Genomic DNA, 14,690 nt, shown 5'->3' with positions numbered 1-14,690 from the left:
AAGTCGGGTGGAGCCGGGACGCGAAGCGGCCCCGCCCCGGGGAGGTGGAGCGGGGCCGGCGCGCATCCGGGACGCTCGGGTCAGTAGCGGACGTTGAGCGTCAGGATGGCCTGGCGGGCCGGGCCGTAGTCGGCGTGGTGCACGCCGTTGGTGCGGATGATGTAGTCCCTGTCGGCCACGTTCTGGACGTTGAGCTGCAGGTCCACGGTCTCGCTGATCCGGTAAGAGGCGAAGGCGTCGAAGCGCCAGTACGAGGGGGCGAAGATGCGGTTGGTCCCGCCACCCGCGCCGCCCTGGTTGCCGCCGAAGCTCTTGGAGACGTAGTAGGCCCCGCCGCCGATCGTGAAGGCGTCGGTGATCTCGTAGGTCGTGAACAGGCTGAAGTTGTGCTTCGGCGTGTTGGCCAGCGGATCGCCCACGTTGACGATGTTGTAGGCCCCGCGAACCAGCTCGCTGTCCTGGTAGGTGTAGCCCCCGAAGACGTCCCAGCGGTCGGTGACCGCCCCGGTCACGCCGATCTCGACCCCCTTCACCTGGGCCTCGCCGGCCTGGGCGTAGACGCCGGGCGAGACCTGGATCTGGGCGTTCTCGCGCGTCAGGTCGAAGTAGGCGACCGACACGCTGAGCTTCTCGCCGAACAGCGCCGCCTTGGCCCCGACCTCGAAGTTCGTCACCTCCTCGGGATCCAGCAGCACGTTGGCGAGGTTGCCCGTGCCGGTGCCGACGCCGGTGTTCTGGTCGCCTGACGCGATGGTCGGCGGCGTGGAGGTGGTGGCGTACGCCACGTAGAGGCTGGACGTCGCCGTCGGCTTGAAGACCAGGCCCACCTGGTAGTTGGTGAAGTCCCACTCGCCCCGGCGCTGCGTGTAGGTCTTGCCGGTGATGACGCCGTTGGCGCTGGTCACCGCGACGTCGGTCCCGCTCACCTCGTAGCTGTCGTGCCGGATGCCCAGGTTCAGCAGCCACCTGTCGCCGAACGAGAGGGTGTCGAAGGCGTAGACGCCCACCGTCTTGGTGATGTTCCGCGAGGCCTCGGGGCGGGTGATCGTCCCCTGCCACGGATCGTCCGGGTTCGGCGCGAACACCAGGGTGCAGTCGCCGACGCCCAGGTTGTTCGAGGCGCCGGTGAAGCCCGCGGGGCACGGCGCGCCGGCGGTGGTGTAGACCACGTACGCCGCGTTCTTGTTCCGCTCGCGGCTGAGCTCCAGCCCGACGTCGTAGCTGTGGCTGACGAAGCCGGTGTCGAACTTGCCGTAGACGTCGGTGACGTTGGCCACGGTCTCGGCCGGGTTCCAGCGCGACTTGGTCCCGCGCTTCATCCAGTACTGGCCGCCGACGAGCTGGGCGACGCCGCCGTCGCCCGGATTGGTGACCACATAGTCGTTCAGGGTCTTGGAGGCGCGGAAGACGTTGCGCAACTTCACGGCCTCCGAGACGTCGTGCTCGGCGATCAGCGTCGCGATGTCCGCCTCGGTCTCCTGATAGTCGCGCGCCTTCAGGCCGTAGAAGCTGTCGCGCGGCACATCCAGCACGCCGCTCGTGGTCCGCGCCAGGCCGGGCGTCTTCGTGAACAGCGGCACGCCGTAGTCCGGCAGGTCGTCGGTGCGCAGGTGATAGTAGAGGAAGGTGGCGCGCGTCGCCGTGCCCAGGCCGGTCGCGACGCCCGCCAGCACGCCGTAGCGGCTGAACTCCGCCGCGTCCCGCCCGGGGCTGTCGTTCTCCATGGCCATGACGTTCAACCGGACGGCCGACATCTCGCCGAGCTGGTAGTTGCCGTCGACGGTTCCGCGATAATAGCTGTCGGTCCCCACCGAGACCGTGGCGTTGGCGAAGGTGTCCAGGCGCGGGCGCTTGCTGGTCAGGTTGATGCTGCCGCCGCCCGAGCCGCGGCCCGAATAGGCGCTGTCGGCGCCCTTCACGACTTCCACCTGCTCGATGGCGAACACCTCGCGGGTCTGGCCCCCGGAGTCGCGGACCCCGTCGACGAAGATGTTGTTGGCCGAGGCCTGGCCGCGGATGAACGGCCGGTCGGCCAGCGGCTGGCCGCCCTCGCCCGCCCCAAAGGTGATGCCGGGCGAGGTCCGCAGGATGTCCGTCAGCGACGTCGCCGCCGTCTGCTCGATCACCTGCCTCGGGATCACCGTGATGCTGCGTGGCGTGTCCACCAGCGGCGCCGTGTACTTGGGCGCCTCCGGCTCCCGCGACTTGCCGCCCTTCACCTCCAGGCCCGAAACCTCGGCGCCCCGCGGCGCGGCGTCCACCGCCTCGTCCGCCTGCGCCGCTGCGCCCATCGACAGCCCGGCGACGCCGGCCGCCGCAAACACGATCGCGCGCTTCTTCCGCGCCACAACACCTTTACTCGACATATCCCCCGGCCCTGACCTGCGACTAATAATGCGAGGCGTTCTTAGATAGCCTGCGCATGATGCGCAATGAGAATCGTTCTCAAAACGACATCAACTGCAGACATCGCTGCAACCGCCGGCTCCGGCGTCCCGTATCCGTTGGCGTGGCGGTTGCATGCGGCCTCGGGCGCAAGCGGCGATGGAGGGGGCGATGCCCGGGATCACATTCGAGACGAAGCGATCGCAACCGGTCGCCCCGGCGGCCGTTGATCAGCCGATGGAGATTCTGAAGCCCTTCATGCTGCTGGCCTGCGCCGCCTTCACGGTCGGCTTCGTGGGCTACTGGGCGCTGGTCGGCGCCCTGGCTCCGGCGGGTGGCCAGGCCGACACCCTCTGGCCGGCCCAGGTCGCCGCGCCGATCACCCCCGACCTGGCCTCCGCCAGGCACGTCTGATCCGGGACAGGCGCCGAAGGCGCGGGCGGGGCGTCGGCCAAACGCGGTCGGCCTGCGCCGCTCTTCACGGCCCGCGCCTTCAGCCCCTGCCCTGGATCGATAGGCGTCAGCCGCCCCTGGCGACGAACCAGCCGTTGCGGAATCCGTCGCCCGCCTTGCCGTAGGCGAACGGCTGGCCCTCGGGCGTCAGCACCGAGCCGCCCGCCGCCTCCAGCACCGCCTGCCCTGCGGCGATGTCCCACTCCATGGTCGGTCCGTGGCGCGGATAGACGTCAGCCGCTCCCTCGGCGATCCGGCAGAACTTGATCGAGGAGTCCATCGGCTCGCGCAGGTCGAAGCCGTACTGCTCGGCCAGCTTGACGGCGACCTCTTCCTTCATCGTGTGACTGACCAGCGCCACCGCCCGGCCCTTGGGCCAGGGCCGGACGCGCACCGGCTGGGCCGCGCCGCCCTTCACCCGCTTCATGGCCCCGGCCGCGGTGGTGAACCAGCACTCGCCGGACGGCGGCGCGCAGACCGCGCCCGCGACCGGCCGGCCGTTCTCGATCAGACCGATGTTGACGGTGAAGTGGGGATCGCCGCGCACGAACGCCTTCGTCCCGTCCAGCGGATCCACCAGGAAGAAGCGTGGGCCGATGGAATCCGGCGTCCCGAACTCGGCGGCGTCCTCCTCCGAGATCACCGGCACGCCCGGGAAGCGCTCGGCCAGGTGCTGCAGGATCAGCTTCTCGCCCCGCTGGTCGGCCTCGGTGACCGGGCTCTCGTCGGCCTTGGTCAGCACCTCTACGCCCGACCGCCACAGGGGCAGGATTAGGGCCGCGGCGGCCTCGCAGATCTCGGCCAGCACCTGGCCCACATCGTTGTCGTTCTGGCTCAATTCGTCCTCGGATCGTCACCCGCGAACACCAGCGTCACGACGGAAGCGTCGATCGTCTGCTTGCCCGCATGCTCGAAATTCACGGTCACCCGCCGCCCCGCGACCGACTGGACCTGCCCCAGCCCCCAGTCGTCATGCGTGGGATGGCGGACCAGGACTCCCGGCTCCAGGAACGGATCCCGATAAGCGTCCATGCGCGCGTGTCTTAGAGACGCACGGGCGTTTCCCCAAGGCGCAAATCGCGTAAAGGTCCGCCCATCATGACCGAGACGCCCGTCATCCGCCCCGCGGAACTCGCCGCCTATCTCGCCGCGCGGATGTGCCACGACTTCATCAGCCCGGCGAGCGCGATCAGTTCGGGTCTCGACCTTCTGGACGACCCCTCGGCGCAGGACATGCGCGAGGAGGCCATGGGCCTCGTCACCTCGTCCGCAAAGAAGCTCGCCGACCTGCTGTCCTTCTGCCGGGTGGCGTTCGGCGCCTCGGCCTCGGCCGAGACCTTCGACGTCCGCGAACTGGAGAAGCTTTCCCGCGGCGTGTTCGACCACATGCGCGCCGATCTGCAGTGGGCGGTGGAGACCCCGGCGGTCAACAAGCCCGCCGCCCGCGCCCTGCTCAATCTCGCCCAGATGGCCGGCGCCGCCCTGCCGACCGGGGGCGTCGCCAAGGTCCAGGCCGTGCAGGAGGCCGCCTCCATCGCCATCGCCATCGAGGCCCGCGGCCCGCGCGCCCGCCTGCGGCCCGAGGTCCTGGCGGGCCTGCAGGGCCAGCCCCTGGGCGAGGGCCTGCATGGCCACTGGGTTCAAGCCTACTACACCCACCTGTTCGTGGCCGATGCCGGCGGCCGCGTCTTCGCCGATGTGCAGGAAGAGCAGGTCATCTTCGCGGCCACCCTGCCCGCCTGACGGCGATCCACACCCGGCATTAACTCCCTCGCGCGACAACGCTCTGCGAGTTGGGAGCGCCGCGACCCTTGAAGACCTGCCTCGTCGTCGACGACAGCCGCGTGATCCGCAAGGTCGCGCGCCGGATCCTGGAGGACCTCGGGTTCGAGGTCGCCGAGGCGTCCGACGGCCTGGAAGCCATGGCCTGGTGCAGCGCCGTGATGCCCGACATGATCCTGCTCGACTGGCGGATGCCCGGCATGGACGGGCTGGAGTTCCTGCGCCGCCTGCGCGCCGAGCCCGGCGGCGAGACGCCCAAGGTCGTCTTCTGCAGCGCCGAGACCGATCTCGACCGCATCAGCGAGGCGCTCGACACGGGCGCCGACGAATACATCATGAAGCCCTTCGACGGCGGCATCGTCGCCGGCAAGCTCGACTACTTGGGGCTCGCCGCGTGATCGAGCCCACCGACCGCGCCTTCCTCGCCGACCTCTGCCTCCAGCGGGCCGGCCTTCAGGTCGATCCCGAGAAGGCCTACCTGATCGACAGCCGGATCGCGCCCGTCGCCCGCCGGGAAGGCTTCGCCTCCCCGCGCGACTTCGTCGACGCCCTGCGCGCCGATCCGGATGGCCGCATGAGCTGGGCGCTGGTCGAGGCCCTGAGCCAGTCCGAGACGGACTTCTTCCGTGACCGGCGCGTCTTCGTCCACCTGGTCGACGAGGTGCTCCCCGCCCTGGCCGCCGCGCACGGGGGCCAGCCGGTGCGGGTGTGGAGCGCCGCCTGCGGCGCCGGGCAGGAGATCTACTCCCTCGCCATGATGCTGGCCGACGCGCCCGGGACGCCCACGGCGACCGAGCTCTATGCCTCCGACCTGTCGGAGCGCGCGCTGGAGAAGGCGCAGGCCGGGCTCTATTCGCAGTTCGAGATCCAACGGGGCCTGCCCGCGCGCACGCTCGTCCGCCACTTCGAGAAGCAGGGCGACTCCTTCGTCCTGTCGCCGCGCATCCGCCAGATGATCCGCTGGCGGCGGGTGAACCTGCTCGACGACCTGTCCCGCCTGGGCCAGTTCGACCTCATCCTTTGCCGCCACCTGCTGCCCCAGCTCGCGCCCGGGGCGCAGGCCCTGGTTCTGGCCCAGCTTCAGCGGTCGCTGGCGCCGGGCGGCCGGCTGGTCCTGGGTCTGCGGGATCCGACCGGCGACCTGGTCGCGGTCGATCCGGCGTTCGGCGTCTATGCCGCCCCGAGCGAGGCCGCCCGCTCGGCCGCCTGAAACGAAAAGGCCCCGCGGCGACGCCGGCGGGGCCCTCCTGTCGCGTGTGGCGATGTCAGGTCAGTTCTTGGCGTCCTGGGCCGTGGAGGTGACCGCCTCACCGGCCGACTGGACGTCGCGGCCGGCGCCGGCGACCGTGTTGCAGGCCGCCGTGGCCATGCTGGCGGCGAGGACGGCCAGCAGGAAGACTTTGCGCATGGGATTTCTCCGGGGGTGTGATCGTGCCCGGCGGCAACGTCTCACGCCGCGGCCTGGTTCCCCGTGGAGCCGCCGGGCGTCAGCTCGGCCCGCTCGGCCGCGGGCGTCGGGAAGATCAGCCGCGCGGTGACCCCGCCCTCGCGATTGCGCACCAGTTCGGCCCGGCCGCGAAGCTGCCGTGCGAAGGCCGTCATCAGCGTCCGGCCGACGCCCGGACTGGCCAGCGCGGCGTCGCTCACCTCGCCATCGTCGCTGATCTCCAGCTCGGCCTCCTCGCCGCGGACCGTGAAGTTGAGGGTCAGCACGCCGCCGCGCGCGCGGAACGCATGCTTCTGGGCGTTGGTGATCGCCTCGACCGCGAACAGGGCCAGCGGCGCCAGCCGATCCGGGTCGATGACCAGCGGGTCGACCTTCAGCTCGGTCCGCACCGTCAGGCCGTGCATGATCTCGCCGTTCACGAGCTGCGCGGTGAGCTCCTCCAGGAACGGACGCAGGTCCACGCGCTTCAGGTCCGGTCCCTGGTAGAGCGCCCGATAGATGAGCGCGAGCGCCGTGATCCGCTGGCGCGTGTCGCTCATCGCCGACCGCGCGGCCGGATCGGTCAGGGCCCGCTGCTGCATGTTGAGCAGGCTGGAGATGACCTGAAGATTGTTCTTCACCCGGTGGTGGATCTCCCGCATCAGCTCGTCCTTCTGCGCCAGGCTGTCGCGCAGGCTGGCGTCGCGGCCGACGATTGCGTCGGCCATGTCCTCCAGCGTCTCCGCCAGCACGCGGATTTCCGGCGGCATCTGCTCGGCCTGCACCGGCCGCACGCTGAGCCGGCCACGCGCGTACAGCGCCGCGATCCGCTGCAGGTAGGCGATCCAGCGGATCACCACCCTCTCGGCCACGGCCGACACCGCCACCAGCGCGAACAGGAACGTCAGCAGCGGGAAGACGATGCCCGACAGCGGGTTCAGCCGCGCCCACGACAGGATCCCGGGCGAGGGCGCCGACAGCACCACATAGACCTCGTCGCCCACCACCGGCGCGGCCGAATAGACCCGCCGCCGCCCAAGACCGTCGTCGCCGTACCAGACCAGCGTGCCCCGCGCGTCCACCTTGGCCCGCCAGTCCGCCGGCAGCCCGGGGAAGGCGCCCGGGTCGGTGGTGGTGATGTAGCGGCCGGTCTTCTCCACCAGCCCGATCTCCGCGCCCTTCGGCAGCGAGGGGTCGTTCACGCGAGGCTGCAGGCTGGACAGCGCGATCACCGCCACGAACGCGCCGTCGAAGGCGCCGTCGGCCGCCGCCGCCCGCGCCGCGGTCAGCACGGCCGGCTCGGCCGCGTAGGACGATCCCGGGTCGCGGGTGATCGCGATCGACCCGCCTCCGGCCAGCTCGCGGAACCACGGGCGCTGCGCGCGTGAGGGGTCTGCGGGAACGCCGCCGGCGGCGCAGACCACCCGTCCCTGCCGGTCAAAACGGATCAGGTTCAGATAGCCGGGGATGCGCCCGGTGACCTGCTCCAGACGCTTCTGGCACTGGAACCCCACCGCGCCGGGCGCCAGCGTCTGCAGCAGCACATCGGCGCTCTCCATACGCGCGCGCGCCGTGGCCGCGCTCCGCTCCGCGGCGAAACCGAGGTTCTGGCGCAGCGCCCTTCCCTCGCGCTGGAAGCCGATCACCGACTGCAGGGCGCCCAGCACCAGCACCGGCAGCAGGGCGGCGGCCAGGGCCGCGATCAGCCGAACCCGGATCGTGCTCATGGAAATCCGCGGCAGACCGGCCATACCCTCGCCCGTGCTAGCTCACTCCCCGCCGGCGGACCGGCAGGAAGCACAGCGCCCTTCACTCATAGATAGTCGCGCGACCTTCGCCAAACCCGCGACCCCGGTGGCTGGATCAGCGCACCGAGCTCAGGCGATCGGCGTCCGCCAGGATCGATCGCATCGCATCGCTGGCCGCCGCGCCGTCGCGGTCGTACTGGCCGCCCTCGAGGATCGCATGCAGGGCCCGCCGCGCGCGGCTGACGCGGCTCTTCACCGTGCCGACGGCGCAGTTGCAGATCTCGGCGGCTTCCTCGTAGGCGAACCCCCCGGCGCCGACCAGGATCAGCGCCTCGCGCTGCTCGGCCGGCAGCATCGCCAGACCCTGGCGCAGTTCGTCCAGCGCCACCGGCGCCTCGGGGTCGTCCACGGCCACCAGGGTCCGCTCGGCGGCCTCCTGGTCGAGTTGGCTCTGACGCCAGGACCGGCGCTTCTCCGAATAGAACTGGTTGCGCAGGATCATGAAGGTCCAGGCCTTCATGTTCGTGCCCATCTGGAAACTGGCCCGGGCGTCCCACGCCTTCAGCATCGCGTCCTGCGCCAGGTCGTCGGCGGCCGTCGCGTCACCGCACAGCGTCCGCGCGAAGGCGCGCAGGTGCGGGATGAGCTGGACCAGTTCCTTCTTGAAGCCGGCGTCGTCGGCGGGGCTTCGCGCGGCGGCGCGCGGTTCGGCGGCCACGGCCATTACGACTTCCCCTGGCTGCGTTCGTCGGCGCGGCGGAGGATCTCGAGGAATTCCTCGGGCACATCCTCGTTCACGACCTCGTCGAACATCTGGCGCAGGCGGACGCCGATGGCCTGCTGCCGCAGGCGAGCTTCATCCAGAGCGGCGGAGGCCTTGCGGCGCTCCGGTGACGGACGCTGTTCGATCATCTTGTCGGCGCTCCGCTCCCGCGGAGTCTGCCCCCTCTCGTGTACCTTGCGATCGCTCAACGCCCTTGCCCCGCATCGGGTTCCAATCTGAACGCGATCAAGATGCGGAAAACCGGGCCGGATGGGAACCGGTTCCCAGGGGCGGCGTTTTTGGACCATGATGGGGCTTGGTCGGGGATGCACATCCGCGCGCCGGGCTGCCACGATCCGAAGCAATACGGGAGGGGTCACCCTTGAGTCTTCTAGCCAGACTGGCGCCGCATCTGCCCTACGTGCGCCGCTATGCGCGCGCCCTGACAGGCGATCAGTCCACCGGCGATCACTATGTGCGCGTCGCGCTCGAGGCCCTGGCCGCCGGCGAACGCACCCTGGCCGACAACATGACGCCGCGGGTGGCGCTGTATCACGTGTTCCACGCCATCTGGTGCACCTCGGGCGCCCAGCTCGAGGCGCCGCTCGACGACGACAGCGGCGTCGATGACGCGACCCGGCGCCTGATGCGCATCGCTCCGCGGTCGCGCCAGGCGTTCCTGCTCACCGCCCTCGAAGGTTTCACGCCTACCGAAGCGGCCCAGATCCTGGGCGCCGACTTCGCCGAGGTCGAGAAGCTGATCGCCGAGGCCCAGGCCGAGATCGACGCCGAACTCGCCACCGAGGTTCTGATCATCGAGGACGAGCCGGTGATCGCCGCCGACATCGAGGCCCTGGTCACCGAACTGGGCCACACGGTGGTCGACATCGCCGCCACGCGCACCGAGGCCGTCGACGCCGTGGCCCGCAAGACGCCGGGCCTGGTGCTCGCCGACATTCAGCTCGCCGACGGCAGCTCGGGCATCGATGCGGTGAAGGACATCCTCCAGCGCTACGACGTGCCGGTGATCTTCATCACCGCCTTCCCCGAGCGTCTGCTCACGGGCGAGCGGCCGGAACCGACCTTCCTGATCACCAAGCCGTTCCAGCCCGAGACGGTGAAGGCGGCGATCGGCCAGGCCCTGTTCTTCCACCCGCGCAAGGCCAGCAAACAGGCCGCCTGAGCGGACGATCCATCCCGGAAATGCGAAGGGCGCCGCAGCGATGCGGCGCCCTTTTCGTGCGTGCGTTGGGGCCGACCGCGCTACTGGCGCGCAGTCTCGCCGGGCGTCGGCGGCATCGGCGCGTCGGCGGTCTGCGGCACGACCCGCTCCTGGCCCGGGCCCGCCGGCCCCTCGGCGGCGTCGCGCCAGGTCCAGGCCGCGAACATGGCCAGGCCCGCCAGCAGGGTTCCGAACACCAGCACCCAGAACACGTGACGGCCCCAGCGTCCCTGCCGTGCGCGGGTGGCGTTGAGGGCGGGCCTTTCGCTCTCGCGCGACGAATAGGTCATGGGGGTCTCCTTATTCGGATGGGAAATAGCTGAACGGACCGGTCTGCACGGCCGCCGCCTCGGGCGGCCCGGCCGGCGCGGTGGCCAGGCCGACGGCGATGCTCGCCGCCGCGAAGCCGAAGACGGCGGCCACGACCGTCAGCACCCGTCGCCGGGCCACGTCGCGGACGCTGGGGGTCCGCAGAAGCTTCAGGCCGGTGGTGGCGACGAACGAGCTGCGGGTCATGCGGGCGTCCTTTCCGTCGCGGGTTTAACGCCCCCGCCGGACCGGCGTTCCGGCCCGCCAGCAGGCCGAACGCGACGCGCCTAAAAAAGTGATCGAACGTCGGAACGCTTTTTCAACGGGCGTGTTCTTGAGGATGCGGAGGCGGCGACGCCCCCCCCGACTTGAGACTGGCCTCACGCCAGTCTGCCGTCTCCGCACCCCTTTTCTCGATGATGCACACCTGGGCGGGTCGAAAGACCCGCCCACTTCTTGTTGTGGAGGCCAGCGGGGCGAAGCGCCCGACTCCCGCTTCCCCTACTTCACCCGCGCGAGGTCCAGCGTGATGTCCGCCCGCCGGCGCACCGGCTGCACCCGGCCGTCGGGCGTGATCGAGCCCGCCTGGCCGAAGGCCTCTACATCGAAGGTCGCCGCGGGCAGGCCCGCCCGGGCGACCGCCGCGGCGACCGAGGCCGCGCGCTGCTTGGAGAGCTCCAGGTTCGCGGCGGGATCGCCCGTGGCGTCGGCCAGGCCAACCACGCGGACCGACCTCACCGTGCAGCCCCGCGCCTGGCGGGCCGCCGCCGCGATCACCCGCTGGCCTTCGCGGGTCAGCACGGCCACGTTCGGCTCGAAGTAGACCGGGACCGAAAGGTCCTCGCACGTCGGGCTCGCCCGTACGATCCGGTCCCTCGCGTCCCGCACCGAGGCGCAACCGCTCGCGGTCGCGGCCATAGCCAGCAGCCCCACCCAGCCGATCCTGTTCATCGCTCCCTCCAGCCCACATGACAAAAGGGCGGCCGGAGAAGCTCCGGCCGCCCTGTCCCGTCGAAGCGCCCGCGCCTCAGCGCGGCGATCCGTTCTCCCAGTAGTACCGGCCCGTCGCCGGGTCGTAGTAGTAGTACCGACCCGCGCGCTCGTCGTAGTACTGGCGGCGGTTGGATGTGGTCGCGCCGCAGCCGCCGTCGTCGCGGCAGCCCTTCACCGCGCCCGCGACGGCGCCGACGCCGGCGCCGACCGCTGCGCCCGTGCCGACGCCGACGTCGCCCGAGACGGCGCCGATGGCGGCCCCGGTCAGCGCCCCGAGGGCGGCGCCGCCCACGGCGTTGCCTTCCACGTTGCCCGAGGTGGTGCAGGCGGCGGTCAGAAGACCGGCGCCGGCCATGGCGATCAGAGGCTTGAACATGAGACTGGCTCTCCTTTGGGGTGTCCCCTGGCGGCCGAAACGCGGGGGGCAGGCGGCAGTTCCCCGCCGGAACCAAGCCGTCCGCCTGCCGTTGCAGCGGGGGAACACTCCATCGGAGAGCCAACCGTGACCTCCTACAGCGACCGCGACCATGATCGCGCCGATCTTCGGCAGGCCTACGAGATGGGCCGCAAGGACGCCCGCCGGGCCCGCCGCCGCCATCCGCTGCTGATGACCCTTCTGTTCGTCGCCGCGGCCGTCGGCGTTGTCCTGGTCGCCCTGGCCGTCGTGAACGGCTCCTTCGGCGACGCGGGCGTGGTGGTCGACCAGAACCTTGCCACGGCCGCCGATAAGGCCGAGCCTGCGGTCCGCGATGCGGCCGCCGAAGCGAGCGCGGCCGTACGCCAGGCCACCGATAACGACGGGACCAATTCGGCTGTCAGCTCTGCCAACTAACGCCCCCCCACAGGTCGAGCCGCCCGAGCGCCCGTCGCCTGACGTCCGCCCCCGCCTTGGCAAGGTCGAGGTAGTCGCCAACGTCGCCTCGGGCAGCGTCGGACCGAACGCCCCCGCGGAGCTCGAGAAGGTGTTCGCCGACTTCGGCGTGACGCCCAACATCTGCGCGTCCGATCCGGCCGGCATCCGCGACTGCCTGCGGGCCGCGATCGACCGCGGGCCGGACCTGCTGGTCGTCCTCGCGGGTGATGGCACGGCCCGGTGCGCCGCCGAGCTGGCCGGTCCCGGCGGTCCGCTGATCGCCCCCCTGGCCGGCGGGACCATGAACATGCTGCCGCACGCCGTGTATGGCCGTCGGCCGTGGGCCGAGGCGCTGCGCCTGCTTCTGGAACAGGGCGAGGAGCATCCGCTCGCCGGCGGCTGCATCGAGGGCCACCGGTTCCTGGTGGCCGCCATCCTTGGCTCGCCCGCGCTCTGGGCGCCCGCCCGGGAGGCGGCCCGGAAGGGCGAGCTCAACATCGCCCTCGGCCGCGCCCGCAAGGCCCTGCACCGCGCCTTCACCGGCCGCCTCCGCTACACCCTCGATGGCGGCCAGCGCGAGAAGGCCGAGGCTCTCGTCCTCATGTGCCCCCTCGCCTCCAAGGTGATGGATGACGACGCCGGCGCCCTCGAGGCCGCCGCGCTCAATGTCCACGGCGCGGGCGAGGCCATCCGCCTGGGCGTCAACGCCATCGTCCGCGACTGGCGCGTCGATCCGTCGGTCGACAACCGCCCCTGCCGCGTCGCGCGGGTCTGGTCGGCCCAGGACATCCCGGCGCTGCTCGACGGCGAGACCGTGCGTCTCGGCCACCTCGCGGAGGTGCGCTACGAGCCCAACATCTGCCGCGTCCTCGCCCTGCCCAAGGAGGCGCGGTGAAGCTCCGTCTGGCGCACCTGTCCGACATCCATTTCGGGGGCGAGAACAAGGCGGCCGTGGCGGCGGCCGGCGACCGGATTCGGGCCGGCGGCTTCGACCTCACCGTCATCGCCGGCGACCTGACCCGCTATGCCGAGGAGGCCGAGTTCCGCGAGGCCGCCGCCTGGCTGGACGGCCTGCCCGAGCCCCGCCTGGTGACGCCCGGCAACCATGACGCGCCCTATCTCGCGCCGCTGGAGCGGATCTTCGCCCCCTTCCGCCGCTATGAGCGCCACGTCGGACCTGCGCCCGCCCAGAGCTGGCGCGGCAAGGGCGTGGCGGTGCGCGGGGTCAACACCGCCCGGGGCGCCCAGCCGCGGCTCGACTGGTCCAAGGGCCAGATCGCCGAGCAGCAGGCGCGCGAGGCCGCCGCCTGGTTCGAGCCAGGCGACGCCCTGCGGATCGTGGTCGTGCATCATCCGCTGGTGGAGATGATCGGTGGCCCGATGACCGCCCGGGTCTGGGGCGGCGAGCGGGCGGCGGGGGTCTTCGCGGACGCCCGCGTGGACCTGGTGCTCTCCGGGCACATCCATGCGCCCTTCACCTGGCCCTATCCGCACCGCGACGGGCGGACCTATGCGGTCGGGTCCGGCACCCTGTCGGTGCGCGAGCGGGGCGTGCCGCCCAGCTACAACGAGATCGAGGTCGAGGACGGTTGCATCCGCGTGACCGCCCTCGCCTGGACCGGCTCGCACTACGAGCCCTATCGGACCTGGGCGCTGGATCGGCGGCCAGGGTAGTCGTGCGTCCTACAGGGGTCCCGAACCCAGGCCGCGGCCACGCACCAGGTGCAGGACCAGGGACACCACGAACAGCACCAGGAAGACGAAGAACAGGATCTTGGCGATCCCCATCGCCGCGCCGGCCACCGAGGTGAAACCAAGCACGCCGGCGATCAGGGCGACCACCAGGAAGGTCAGAGCCCAACCGAGCATGTCACAATCTCCGTTCGCAGGCCCGTATCGGCCTGCGGCGAAGCAACGCCCGTGCGGCTGTGCTGTTCCGCTACTTGCCCGACTTCGCCGAGCTGCTGCCCGCCAGGAAGGCGCTGACCAGGGCTGTGATCAACGCCGGGTTGCGCACCAGCACGGCCACGGCGGCCGCGGTCGCCGCCGCGGCGGCGCCCAGGGCGATCAGCGGCTTTTCCTTGGCGAGGCCGATGAGCCGGTCGACCACCGCCTCGTCCGGCGGCGCGCCGGGGGTCGGTTTCGGCGCGGCCTTGCGGGTGGCCAGGACGGCGACGATCACGGCGAACAGGGCGAACACCCCGACGACCACCGCCGCTCCCCCGGCCGGGCCCAGCCAGACCTTGGCCAGCGCATAGACGGCGAACGACGCCGCCACCACGCACACGACGGCGGCGGTGACGACGGCCGCGAAGGCGATCGCCAGGTTGAGGATCCTGCGGAGGTTCAACGCCGCGAGGCGAGCAGCAGGCCGATCAGGACGCCGACGCCCAGGGCGGCGCCGGTGGCGGCGAGCGGGCGGGCGCGGATCTGTTCGCTGGCCACGCGGCTGGCCTCGTCGATCTGCTCGGAGGCCACGTCGGCGTACACCCGGCTCTGGGCGCGGACCTGCTCCAGCCCCTGCTGCACCGCCGCCTCGATCCGCTTGGCGGCGTCGGCGATGGCCATCTGCGCGTCGGCCACGATCTTGGCGGTCGTGTCGTTGGCCGCGGCGGTGGTGTCTTCGGGGGTCAGCTCGGAAGCCTTGGGGGGCATGGTCGCATCTCCAACGGGCGCCTCCCGCGGCGGGAAGCTGGACCACGCCAACATAGGTTCTTCGGCCAACACCCGCAAAGGGAACGCGACGATTCAGATCG

Annotated in this window: 22 protein-coding genes; 8 read left to right on the top strand and 14 right to left on the bottom strand. The window is 71.2% G+C overall.

Annotation, left to right across the window (positions count from 1 at the left end):
- Positions 1–80 precede the first annotated feature (80 nt).
- Entirely contained in the window at positions 81–2,366 is a 2,286-nt protein-coding gene (locus tag DJ019_RS13435; protein WP_111276538.1) for a TonB-dependent receptor, read from the bottom strand.
- A gap of 190 nt (positions 2,367–2,556) precedes the next feature.
- Between DJ019_RS13435 and DJ019_RS13430 the strand changes: the two genes are divergently transcribed.
- Complete coding sequence (locus DJ019_RS13430; RefSeq protein WP_111276537.1) at positions 2,557–2,799, top strand: hypothetical protein; 243 nt, start codon at positions 2,557–2,559, stop codon at positions 2,797–2,799.
- 106 nt (positions 2,800–2,905) lie between these two features.
- Here the strand turns inward: DJ019_RS13430 and cysQ are convergent, their stop codons facing one another.
- Both cysQ and DJ019_RS13420 read right to left on the bottom strand, forming a co-directional pair.
- Entirely contained in the window at positions 2,906–3,676 is a 771-nt protein-coding gene (gene cysQ, locus DJ019_RS13425) for a 3'(2'),5'-bisphosphate nucleotidase CysQ (protein ID WP_111276536.1), read from the bottom strand.
- Positions 3,673–3,870 carry a DUF3553 domain-containing protein gene (locus tag DJ019_RS13420; RefSeq protein ID WP_111276535.1) on the bottom strand — a complete coding sequence of 66 codons (198 nt, stop codon included), beginning with the start codon at positions 3,868–3,870 and terminating at the stop codon, positions 3,673–3,675. Before DJ019_RS13420 ends, cysQ begins: the two co-directional genes overlap by 4 nt.
- A gap of 66 nt (positions 3,871–3,936) precedes the next feature.
- Here DJ019_RS13420 and chpT point away from each other — a divergent pair, with 66 nt between their 5' ends.
- From chpT to DJ019_RS13405, 3 genes are all read left to right on the top strand, one after another.
- Complete coding sequence (gene chpT, locus DJ019_RS13415; RefSeq protein WP_111276534.1) at positions 3,937–4,581, top strand: histidine phosphotransferase ChpT; 645 nt, start codon at positions 3,937–3,939, stop codon at positions 4,579–4,581.
- 68 nt (positions 4,582–4,649) lie between these two features.
- On the top strand, positions 4,650–5,018 hold the full coding sequence (locus DJ019_RS13410) for a response regulator (protein WP_111276533.1): 369 nt from the start codon (positions 4,650–4,652) through the stop codon (positions 5,016–5,018).
- Positions 5,015–5,830: a CheR family methyltransferase gene (locus DJ019_RS13405; RefSeq protein WP_240606478.1), complete on the top strand. Its 816-nt coding sequence runs from the start codon at positions 5,015–5,017 to the stop codon at positions 5,828–5,830. Before DJ019_RS13410 ends, DJ019_RS13405 begins: the two co-directional genes overlap by 4 nt.
- A gap of 60 nt (positions 5,831–5,890) precedes the next feature.
- Here DJ019_RS13405 and DJ019_RS13400 read toward each other — a convergent pair whose 3' ends face one another.
- From DJ019_RS13400 to nepR, 4 genes are all read right to left on the bottom strand, one after another.
- Entirely contained in the window at positions 5,891–6,028 is a 138-nt protein-coding gene (locus DJ019_RS13400; RefSeq protein ID WP_111276532.1) for an entericidin A/B family lipoprotein, read from the bottom strand.
- 41 nt (positions 6,029–6,069) lie between these two features.
- Positions 6,070–7,773, bottom strand: a complete 1,704-nt coding sequence (gene phyK / locus DJ019_RS13395; protein ID WP_165844011.1) for a sensor histidine kinase PhyK — start codon at positions 7,771–7,773, stop codon at positions 6,070–6,072.
- Positions 7,774–7,909: 136 nt separating this feature from the next.
- Complete coding sequence (locus DJ019_RS13390) at positions 7,910–8,518, bottom strand: sigma-70 family RNA polymerase sigma factor (protein ID WP_111276531.1); 609 nt, start codon at positions 8,516–8,518, stop codon at positions 7,910–7,912.
- Positions 8,518–8,706 carry an anti-sigma T factor NepR gene (gene nepR, locus DJ019_RS13385; protein ID WP_111276530.1) on the bottom strand — a complete coding sequence of 63 codons (189 nt, stop codon included), beginning with the start codon at positions 8,704–8,706 and terminating at the stop codon, positions 8,518–8,520. Before nepR ends, DJ019_RS13390 begins: the two co-directional genes overlap by 1 nt.
- 233 nt (positions 8,707–8,939) lie before the next feature.
- Between nepR and phyR the strand changes: the two genes are divergently transcribed.
- Entirely contained in the window at positions 8,940–9,740 is an 801-nt protein-coding gene (gene phyR / locus DJ019_RS13380) for an anti-anti sigma factor/receiver protein PhyR (RefSeq protein WP_111276529.1), read from the top strand.
- 80 nt (positions 9,741–9,820) lie between these two features.
- Here phyR and DJ019_RS13375 read toward each other — a convergent pair whose 3' ends face one another.
- From DJ019_RS13375 to DJ019_RS13360, 4 genes are all read right to left on the bottom strand, one after another.
- A complete protein-coding gene (locus DJ019_RS13375) occupies positions 9,821–10,069 on the bottom strand; it encodes a hypothetical protein (protein WP_111276528.1) in 249 nt (82 codons plus the stop codon).
- Between the two features lie 10 nt (positions 10,070–10,079).
- The gene (locus DJ019_RS13370; protein ID WP_111276527.1) at positions 10,080–10,295 is read right to left on the bottom strand and encodes a hypothetical protein; all 216 of its coding nucleotides are present in this window, start codon (positions 10,293–10,295) and stop codon (positions 10,080–10,082) included.
- Positions 10,296–10,589: 294 nt separating this feature from the next.
- A complete protein-coding gene (locus tag DJ019_RS13365) occupies positions 10,590–11,039 on the bottom strand; it encodes an OmpA family protein (RefSeq protein ID WP_111276526.1) in 450 nt (149 codons plus the stop codon).
- A gap of 76 nt (positions 11,040–11,115) precedes the next feature.
- Positions 11,116–11,457 carry a YMGG-like glycine zipper-containing protein gene (locus tag DJ019_RS13360; RefSeq protein WP_111276525.1) on the bottom strand — a complete coding sequence of 114 codons (342 nt, stop codon included), beginning with the start codon at positions 11,455–11,457 and terminating at the stop codon, positions 11,116–11,118.
- A 126-nt stretch (positions 11,458–11,583) separates the two neighbouring features.
- Here DJ019_RS13360 and DJ019_RS13355 point away from each other — a divergent pair, with 126 nt between their 5' ends.
- From DJ019_RS13355 to DJ019_RS13345, 3 genes are read left to right on the top strand one after another with little or no spacing between them, the layout of a single operon-like run.
- A complete protein-coding gene (locus tag DJ019_RS13355) occupies positions 11,584–11,913 on the top strand; it encodes a hypothetical protein (RefSeq protein ID WP_111276524.1) in 330 nt (109 codons plus the stop codon).
- Entirely contained in the window at positions 11,831–12,829 is a 999-nt protein-coding gene (locus tag DJ019_RS13350; RefSeq protein WP_111276523.1) for a diacylglycerol/lipid kinase family protein, read from the top strand. Before DJ019_RS13355 ends, DJ019_RS13350 begins: the two co-directional genes overlap by 83 nt.
- A complete protein-coding gene (locus tag DJ019_RS13345; protein WP_111276522.1) occupies positions 12,826–13,608 on the top strand; it encodes a metallophosphoesterase family protein in 783 nt (260 codons plus the stop codon). The genes DJ019_RS13350 and DJ019_RS13345 overlap by 4 nt, the downstream gene beginning before the upstream one ends.
- Positions 13,609–13,617: 9 nt before the next feature.
- Here DJ019_RS13345 and DJ019_RS13340 read toward each other — a convergent pair whose 3' ends face one another.
- From DJ019_RS13340 to DJ019_RS13330, 3 genes are all read right to left on the bottom strand, one after another.
- A complete protein-coding gene (locus tag DJ019_RS13340) occupies positions 13,618–13,803 on the bottom strand; it encodes a DUF1328 domain-containing protein (protein WP_111276521.1) in 186 nt (61 codons plus the stop codon).
- 70 nt (positions 13,804–13,873) lie between these two features.
- Positions 13,874–14,284 (bottom strand): hypothetical protein, encoded by a 411-nt coding sequence (locus DJ019_RS13335; RefSeq protein ID WP_111276520.1) that lies wholly within the window; start codon positions 14,282–14,284, stop codon positions 13,874–13,876.
- Positions 14,281–14,589, bottom strand: a complete 309-nt coding sequence (locus DJ019_RS13330; protein WP_240606476.1) for a glycine zipper domain-containing protein — start codon at positions 14,587–14,589, stop codon at positions 14,281–14,283. The genes DJ019_RS13335 and DJ019_RS13330 overlap by 4 nt, the downstream gene beginning before the upstream one ends.
- Positions 14,590–14,690 lie beyond the last annotated feature (101 nt).

It is taken from the genome of Phenylobacterium kunshanense, from assembly GCF_003254525.1.
GTDB lineage: Bacteria > Pseudomonadota > Alphaproteobacteria > Caulobacterales > Caulobacteraceae > Phenylobacterium > Phenylobacterium kunshanense.
Note: the sequence above shows the minus strand (reverse complement) of the source record. Positions and strands in the feature narration are given on the sequence as shown.